General features: G+C 39.0%; 5 protein-coding genes and 1 pseudogene. 1 reads left to right on the top strand and 5 read right to left on the bottom strand.

The window, feature by feature from the left end; translation table 11 throughout:
• Nucleotides 1–43 precede the first annotated feature (43 nt).
• Together PN450_RS02575 and PN450_RS02570 are read right to left on the bottom strand one after the other, a co-directional pair.
• Nucleotides 44–1,750 (bottom strand): serine/threonine-protein kinase, encoded by a 1,707-nt coding sequence (locus tag PN450_RS02575; RefSeq protein ID WP_271835334.1) that lies wholly within the window; start codon nucleotides 1,748–1,750, stop codon nucleotides 44–46.
• A 130-nt stretch (nucleotides 1,751–1,880) separates the two neighbouring features.
• Nucleotides 1,881–2,720, bottom strand: a complete 840-nt coding sequence (locus PN450_RS02570) for an alpha/beta fold hydrolase (protein WP_271835333.1) — start codon at nucleotides 2,718–2,720, stop codon at nucleotides 1,881–1,883.
• A 160-nt stretch (nucleotides 2,721–2,880) separates the two neighbouring features.
• Between PN450_RS02570 and PN450_RS02565 the strand changes: the two genes are divergently transcribed.
• Entirely contained in the window at nucleotides 2,881–4,413 is a 1,533-nt protein-coding gene (locus tag PN450_RS02565) for a SagB/ThcOx family dehydrogenase (RefSeq protein WP_148759875.1), read from the top strand.
• A gap of 270 nt (nucleotides 4,414–4,683) precedes the next feature.
• On the opposite strand, the gene PN450_RS02560 is transcribed toward PN450_RS02565, so the two are convergent.
• The 3 genes and pseudogenes from PN450_RS02560 to PN450_RS02550 all read right to left on the bottom strand — a co-directional run.
• On the bottom strand, nucleotides 4,684–7,074 hold the full coding sequence (locus tag PN450_RS02560; protein WP_271835332.1) for a DUF3769 domain-containing protein: 2,391 nt from the start codon (nucleotides 7,072–7,074) through the stop codon (nucleotides 4,684–4,686).
• A gap of 98 nt (nucleotides 7,075–7,172) precedes the next feature.
• A complete protein-coding gene (locus PN450_RS02555) occupies nucleotides 7,173–7,289 on the bottom strand; it encodes a photosystem II reaction center protein I (protein ID WP_083881405.1) in 117 nt (38 codons plus the stop codon).
• Nucleotides 7,290–7,700: 411 nt separating this feature from the next.
• Nucleotides 7,701–8,306, bottom strand: a pseudogene (locus PN450_RS02550) (DUF4351 domain-containing protein); the annotation flags it as partial.
• Between the last annotated feature and the right edge of the window lie 158 nt (nucleotides 8,307–8,464).

Raw genomic sequence — 8,464 nt, 5'->3', positions numbered from 1 at the left:
GCATCTTGCCCGCTAGATATGTACCTCATAACACCGGGAACTACTATAAATTACTGGGTATGGTTTTAAATTTATCTGGTGAACCCAGAGAATAATCCTCTAATTTAAAATCAGCAAATGGTTTTTTCTCTAATCTATCTCTTAAAGCTTCATCTAATATTACCCCTTGGGCTTGTTTTTTCACCCCAATGATAATAATACTGCGTTGATAGGCTGTTGAGTCTTGGTTGGCTTGACAATCTTTTCTCTGAAATTGTCCCAAATTTAATAACCGATAACCTTTCACACTGGGTGTACTACTAAATATCTTTTTTCCTAATAATTGAATTTGTTGAGAACGTTCTAAAGCGCGACTTTGTTCGGCGGTAATATTACCTTCACAAGAAGCTGTTCCCACAGAAATAATCTCGCTGGGATTTTCCATAATTTTTTGGATTCCTTCTTGTTCTAAATTGGATTTTAAGGAATCAAGGGTCATAGTTTGATCATTATATTTAATTTGGTAAGTGCTGCCTAATTGCCATTTATATTCTACTGATAAAACTGCTATATTAAATTCGGCAACTCTCCCTTGACTATCTTTCCCTTCTTCATAGGGAAAATAATCAACTTTGCCTTGTTTAACTGGTGCTTGTCCATAGTCAGGAGGTAAAGCCGCAAATTTAGTATTTCTAAATGCTAATGATACCCACCAAAGTAGTAATAAAGAAACTATTAAAGCTGCAAACCAGGATAATAATGGTAATTTTTCGGGTTGTCTTTGTGGAGGAATAACGGTATTATTAGTAGTTAGTTTATTAATTATTTCTGTTTTTCCTAACCCGCCAATATTCACAGTTGCGGATGTATTTTCTGTAAGTTGATGTTCAATTGCTGCTAATCTTCTAGAAATCTCTTCAGCATTGCTAGGGCGTTTACTGACTTCTGTTGATATTAACCAATCAATGAAGTCTAATAATAATGGAGAAACATGATTGGCATGATGTCGCCATTGTAAGATATCTAAATGAGGATTATATAATTGTTCGGGGGGAAATCCCGTTAATAAAAATACAAATGTCCGTCCTAAAGCAAAGAAATCTGATGAAGGTATGGCTTGTCCTCGCATTTGTTCTGGAGGACTATAACCTGATGATGAAATTGCTGTCATTCCTCCACTATTTGCTAAATAGGTTCTGGTAATTTCTCTGGCTGTACCAAAGTCAATTAATACTAATTGTCCATCTGGACGAATCATGATATTTGATGGTTTAATATCTCTATGTAAATATTGTTGGTTATGAACTAAATCTAAAATTTCTAATAATTGTTTTAACCAGACTATGGCTTGGGCTTCAGAAATGGGGCGGTTTTGTTGTTGCTTTAACCATTGTTCTAAATTAGGTCCTGCAATTTTTTCCATCACCAGACAATGCAATATGAGATTATTTCTGGTTTGATAGGGAAAATAACCTTCTGTTTGCGGAATACCAGGATGATTTAGTTGTTGTAAAACCTTGGCTTCTTGTTGAAATAGTGCTAAGGCTTTACTATCATTTGTTAATTCTTCTTTGAGAACTTTGAGGATTTTTGGGGTGTCTTGTTGATAGGCTTCGTAAATTTTGCCAAATCCAGTTTTATCACTTAATAAACGTAATACTCGATAACGTCCTATCAATTCCAATTGAGAACCACAACTTTGACAAAAACGGTTTTCGTCATTATCTGGATGATTAGGTTGAGAACAAACTGGATTAATGCAAAGGCTCATAATTTGGTGATTGGTGATTGGTGATTGGTGATTGGTAATTGGTGATTGGTGATTGGTAATTGGTGATTGGTGATTGGTAATTGGTGATTGGTGATTGGTAATTGGTGATTGGTGAAAGTTAGAAATTATCTCATGTTTGTGCTGCTAAAAAAGTGGCAACTGTTTGATTAAATTCTGTGGGGTTGGTTAGAAATGGCCAATGATTTCCGGGAACTTGACACAAATTTAAGTTTTTAAGGTTGGTTTTGTAAGGTTGAATTTGCCAATTTTGGCGGTTTACACCTTTTTCTGGTTGTATAAAGAGGGCAGGTGTATCAACTGGGTGAATAAAACCTGGTATTTCCATGACTGCGTCGAAAATGCCATCACGGGCTGCTATGGTAAATTTGCTACCCCAAGTACCGTCGGGTTTTTCTTCAATTGCGGCTTGAAAAACTTGCTGTTGCAAAGAACTCCAATTTTGATATTGACTGAGTTGTTTAATTTTTTGTTCAGCTTCCTCGTAACTTGCAAATGGTCCCATGCTTTTCAGGAAGGGTAAAACACGATACAACAGGGGAAATGTGATTTTTAGGAAACTAGGCATTTTCCAGATGAAAATGGGATCTACTAATGTGATACTTTTTAACCTAGCTGAGTTCTCTCTAGCCCAAATAGCGGCTAATTTTCCTGTCCAGGAGTGACTGACGATATGAGCCGCAGACCATCCTAGTTTATCCATTAATGCTTCTAGATCGGAAATTGCACTGGCAAAGGTATAATCTTGTTCTGGCTTACTACTTTCACCATGACCACGCATATCTGGCGCAACTATATGATAATCTGCTGCTAAATAATCTCCCAAACTAGACCAAACCAAAGCATGATCAGCCATACCATGTAATAACAGTAATGGTTCTTGACCTTGACTCCATTCTAAATAAGAAAGTTGAATATCAGATGTTGATAAAGTTTGACGTACAGGCATCATTTGGTCAATCTTCTCCAGGATAGGTGATTCGGGATTCTAACAGAAAAATAACTTTTTTGGGGTTAATTTTTAATTTTGATGATTGTACTGATTAGCACGAATTAATGGAACTAATAAATGTCAAAATCAAGAGTAGGACTACAAGGATATTAAAATTACTATGCCAGAAATAGAACAATCCATTTCCCAACACTATCACGACCGGACTAAGTACCACCCAGAAACCCTGGCTGGTAAAGGTCGTAATTTAGACTGGAATAAACAACCAGTACCGTTCAAAGAGTACAAAATTGGCTCTGATATAGACCTCAAACCCTATCTGCAAGAAACAGCGGCAACTGTTGCTAATAAACAAGATACCAAATGGTGGTGGCGACTTTCTCAACTATTATTTCACAGTTATGGACTCACAGCAAAAATGCCTTCTTTGGGTAATACAGTATACTTACGTTCTGCGCCCAGTGCGGGAGGGTTATATCCGGCTGAAGTATATTTAGTTTCTCGCGGTACGCCATTATTACCACCAGGACTTTATAATTATCAATGTCGAACTCATTCTTTAATGCACTTTTGGGAAAGTGATGTTTGGCAAACTTTACAAGCAGCTTGTTTTTGGCATCCTTCCCTAGAAAATACCCAATTAGCTATTATTACCACTGCGGTCTTTTATCGTTCCGCTTGGCGTTATGAAGACAGGGCTTATCGGCGAATTTTTCTCGACACTGGGCATCTTTTAAGTAATATTCAATTAGCTTGTAATATTGCTGATTATCGCTCTCATTTAATTGGCGGTTTTGCTGATGAAGCTGTTAATGAATTACTTTATATTGATCATGAACAAGAAGGAACAACTGCTGTTTTAGCTTTGGCAGATTTGTTAGATGTGAGCCAAAATTTACCATTAGGACGCACGGCTTTACCTTCGACAACTACAACTAATTATCCATCTATTCCTGATGGTGAACTACTGAAATATTTTCATTTAAACACCCAAATTCCAGCTAGTAACGGTGGTAAGTTAAATTTACCAACTGTGCAATCAGAAAAGTCTTTAGAAGACAAATACAATTTTCCTTTTTGTGAAAAATTTTCGACTCGAACTACACCAATTTTTTGGGGAGAAAATTTATCAGAATTATCAAATACTATCTATAAACGCCGTTCTACTCGTGCTTATACTGGTGATGATTTGAGTTTTGATGAACTGAAAGCTTTACTTGATTTTACTTATCAACCACAAAATTACATTGACCAAAATTTAGATCCCCAACCTGATTATTTTGACTTGAATTTAATAGAAACATTTGTTGTTGTTTCTGGAGTGCAAGGATTAGATCCAGGCTGTTATTATTACGCACCTAAAGCCCAAGAATTACGGCAAATTCGCTTTAAAAATTGCCGTCGGGAGTTACATTTTTTGTGTTTGGGACAGGAATTAGGGAGAGATGCAGGTGCAGTATTATTTCATACTGCTGATTTAAAAAATGCGATCTCTCAATATGGAGATCGTGTTTACCGTTATTTACACCTAGATGCAGGTATTTTCGGACAAAGGCTGAATTTAGCAGCTATTCGTCTGAACTTAGGTGTGAGTGGTATCGCTGGCTTTTTTGATGACCAAGTAAATGAAGTATTGGGTATCCCTACGGATGAAGCAGTTATCTACATTACGACATTAGGAAAACCTAGATAGGAGTTTAGATCCCCGACTTCTTGGAGAAGTCGGGGATCTAGTTGATCTAGTAGTTTGTCAAGATAAAAATGATGGACTGTAGTGTGAGCGTCTCGCTCACGCGGGCAAGATGCCCGCACTACCAAAAACCCCTAAATTGTGCAAAGTCTCGCTCACGCGGGCAAGATGCCCGCACTACCAAAAACCCCTAAATTGTGCAAAGTAGGTAAAATCAATGTTGGGACTACATTTACAATTACTTTACTGTTAAATACTCATAACTCCTGATTTTCAATTATCCTGACGGACTACACCACCAACAACGGGTTTAACTTCTCCATTAGAAAATGGATCTGTACCACCTGTCCAATTAAAGTCACTAATACGAATACTAAAGCCACCTAACTGGAGAACAGGATTGTAACGCAGGCTAATACCATAGGTGCGACGGCTATATTCCATAATATAATCAGTGCTAGTAGCTTTACCTGTATCTAGGTTAATGGATGTTTGCAAACCTAGCCGGAACGGTCCATAAAGTTGCTGAGAAAGACCCGCATTCAGGACTTTATTATCAACTAAACGGTCAAAGAGAAAAGGTGATAAACCGCTGTTAGTTCCCTGGGAATAGGTGAGATTAAAGGCGGTATAATCTAAGTAAGGGCGAGAAAAATTCCCAATCTGTCCCACTAAACCCATAGTCCCAGTTAAAGTGCTTTGGTTATCGCTGCTACCATAATAGCTAGTAGTTCCCGTGATACCTGCGATCGCTTGCAAATACGGTACAACAGGATTAGATGTATATTTTAGTCCCTCAGTCGCTGTAGCTGCCAATGGTTTCCCTTGCCACAAATTGATACCACCACTCAAAGCCACACTTCCTTGTAAACGACTCAGCGAAATCCGATCATTTTTCCGCACTGGGGAGAGTAAATCTTGACGATCCGTGTTTGCATCTATATATTGAGCGCCACCTTGATAGCTAAGATTGATGCCGCTTTTGCCTAAAGGAATAACGGGAGAAGAGATAATTCCACCGATACTACTTTGTACAGTTTGATAGCCAAGACTACCATTATACAAGCGATCGCGGTAACTAGATTCTAAACTCAATGTATAAGGATTGACATTACCCAATATTTGGCGTAACCGCAAACTTCCACGCAAACTATCTTCCACCTGATCGAAATCAAAACTAGTTAACTCTCCCGTACCTTCCAGAATAGTTTTGGGACCAAAAACAGCATTCAGCTTACTTTTCACACCAAATAAACTGGCCACATTCCCACTATCTTTAAACGCCCTTTGCACATAGAACTGGGGTGTAATAGTCCAGCGTTTTTGATCAGTATTAATTGGTTCAAAACTGCGTTCCACATACAAACCACCCCGTTTACCAGTATCAAAACCAGGAGAGACAATAGTAGGATTTACTTGGCGTGGTCGTCGATCTATAGTTCGACGATTCACAGGAATAGGGATAACAACTTTTTGATCAAAAACCAACCGTTGACGCTGGGTAACAATCCGGTCTATTAAAGGTGCTTCTCGCGTCACCGTCACCTGTTCCGCCCTAACTTCTAGTTCCGGTGGTGAAAAAGGATCATTCGTAATTCTGACATCTTGCGCTTGAAACCCTCGCGGATAAAATTCAATCCGTTGGGCTTCAAAACGTAACCGCTTCACCACACCTCCAGATTCTTGTGCAGGTACATTTCGCACATCTGACTGACCACTAGCATTAAATTGTATTCCTCCAGGACTATTTACACCCGCTATAGGTTGATTAGCACGAATCCGATTACTTAAAGGCTGGCTAGGTACACCACCCGCTGTAATATCTGTAGGAAGCGACGGTGAAAAAGCAAAATCTGTACCTGTGGTGGGGATATAAAGTTCACCTTTACCGTTTTCCAACTCCCCATTGTCTTGAATAAAATTATAAGTAAAACGTTTTCCTTGCAGTACCTGATTACCTCTAGTCAAAGCTACATTACCTTCCCCCACCGCAATCAAATTATCCAAATTGATGTGCAAACTATCCGCATCAATCACTGCTCCATCAAATCTGACCACGACATTACCATCAGCCGTAACAATTCGCCTTTGCTCATCATACTCCTGGCGATCGGCAATTACCTCCACAACTCTGCCTTTCCCCGCGGGAATCTTCTCTACTTGTGGGAGTTGGGGTGACGGCGGAAATTCCACAGTAGTCGGTGTTGACTCTCGATTTTCGGGATTTCTCAGCTTGAATTCAATCAGATTTTGGACTGGTGCAGCCGCAGGTTTCTTGTCACCAACAGACAGATCAAATTTTCCTCCAGATTCCTGTAAATTCACATTACCGGACTCAGTTGGGGGAATTGGTGTGGCTGCTAAAACTACCGATTTATCAAGAAATAATTGATTTTTATGACTAACTTCACCGTTGACTTGAGGATAGGTGGGTAAAGACTGGGGCGCTAAGTTTTCTGGTGAAGATGAAGAAGCTTTCGTAACAACATCTTTCTTGACTAGGCTGATATTTAATTGATACTTATTATCCTGATTTTTACCGACAATTATCAGTTTTCGTCTATCAGTTTTAATCTTGACAACAGTAGCAGAAGCGAGATGATCAATAGGTTTTAAAGATTCAAGACTTGGAGGTAGCTGAGGCGACAATACTGGATGAAACATATTTTCAAGCTGACCAAAAAGCAAAAAATAGCCGGAAGGTTGAATTACATATTAGCCTCTTTCTACCTTCCAGCCACTAGGGGTGATTTGTTGGATATTTATTCTGCGTCCCGACGGCCAGGGTTGCGGGCTGGGTCATTGGACAAAAACCCGAATATGAAAAGGCTGACAAAGAAGCCAACCACAATATAAACAGCGATTTTTAAACTCAACATAGAACTAACTCCCAGGGGTTTGGTAAATAGCAACTAATTTATCTTACCCATATCTTGTACCTTTGGCGAGAGAATTAGGACGCAGATTCCTATGTTGGGCAAAGCAACGCAATATATGGTCAAGGCAGAAAAGTTTATCTTACACCTTGCGGGATTTTTGAGAATATAATTTTATGATAGTTCTTCCTTATCAAAATTATGATAACAAATTTAAAATCAATTGTCAACCCCCCCGATACCTATTTTCGCGGGACAAAATCAAAAAGTTTTCAATTCTTTATGTTCTACCGCCAATGTTGGGTAACATGAGCGTCAACCCAACCTACAATAAATGTTGTTGTACATAAAGGGAAGGGTAGAGCCATTCTTCATAAAGTCATGAAAACATCATAAACGGTCTTTTGAAAAAGATTAGCTAACAGATTGTAACCAAGTTTGTAAATCTGTAACTGAGGTAAAATCTAACAAGGCTTCTCCTAATTCCTCTAGTTGTGCAACAGGTAATTTTTGGACTTGTTGAATCAATGATGAGTCCATTGTACCAATGCGGCGATTTAACTGACGGATAATCAGAAGTTGTTCTCCTTGTTGTAGTCCTCGTTGTTCTCCTTGTTGCAGTCCTTCTTGTAGTCCTTCTTGTCTAGCGAGTTCTCGCTCTTGTTGGTAAAGTGGTGCTAATCTCATAATCAACTCCCTATCTTCTGCTTCTATTTCTGGACTTTGATTTATTCTCAAGTTCTGTTGCAGGTTGTAAAGTAATTCTAATGTGATTTTCACATAAGGCTGATTTGATGGTAACGCAGCTAATTCATCAATTGCTCGTTTTTGTACCGTTCCTCTTCCCAAAAGTCTTAACCACAATGTTTCTGGAATAGGTGGTAATTGATGAATGACAATAATTGCTGCGCGGAAAGACTCTGGTAAATAGTATATTCCTGGTAAAGAATCTGATTCCAATGTACCATGAAATCCTGATAGCAGTTTCTGAGACGCTGTGGGTGTGAGAATCCATAATTTAGCTTAACCGACAGAAGCCCCACGTCTGACCCGATAGGGCAGGGGGGGATGAATTGCGCGTGAATTGACGACGGTTTTCCGACCAACGCGACAGCAAGGAAGGAAAACATGGAGACAATTCACAAATTTTGTGTTATGAATTGAATATCTCGGCAAGG

The organism is Dolichospermum lemmermannii CS-548 (genome assembly GCF_028330815.1).
Lineage (GTDB): Bacteria > Cyanobacteriota > Cyanobacteriia > Cyanobacteriales > Nostocaceae > Dolichospermum > Dolichospermum lemmermannii.
Note: the sequence above shows the minus strand (reverse complement) of the source record. Positions and strands in the feature narration are given on the sequence as shown.

Excerpts from the sequence above, each read along its gene's own strand:
- PN450_RS02575 (WP_271835334.1), bottom strand. The coding sequence starts at position 1,750 with ATGAGCCTTTGCATTAATCCAGTTTGTTCTCAACCTAATCATCCAGAT.
- PN450_RS02570 (WP_271835333.1), bottom strand. The coding sequence starts at position 2,720 with ATGATGCCTGTACGTCAAACTTTATCAACATCTGATATTCAACTTTCT.
- PN450_RS02565 (WP_148759875.1), top strand. The coding sequence starts at position 2,881 with ATGCCAGAAATAGAACAATCCATTTCCCAACACTATCACGACCGGACT.
- PN450_RS02560 (WP_271835332.1), bottom strand. The coding sequence starts at position 7,074 with ATGTTTCATCCAGTATTGTCGCCTCAGCTACCTCCAAGTCTTGAATCT.
- PN450_RS02555 (WP_083881405.1), bottom strand. The coding sequence starts at position 7,289 with ATGTTGAGTTTAAAAATCGCTGTTTATATTGTGGTTGGCTTCTTTGTC.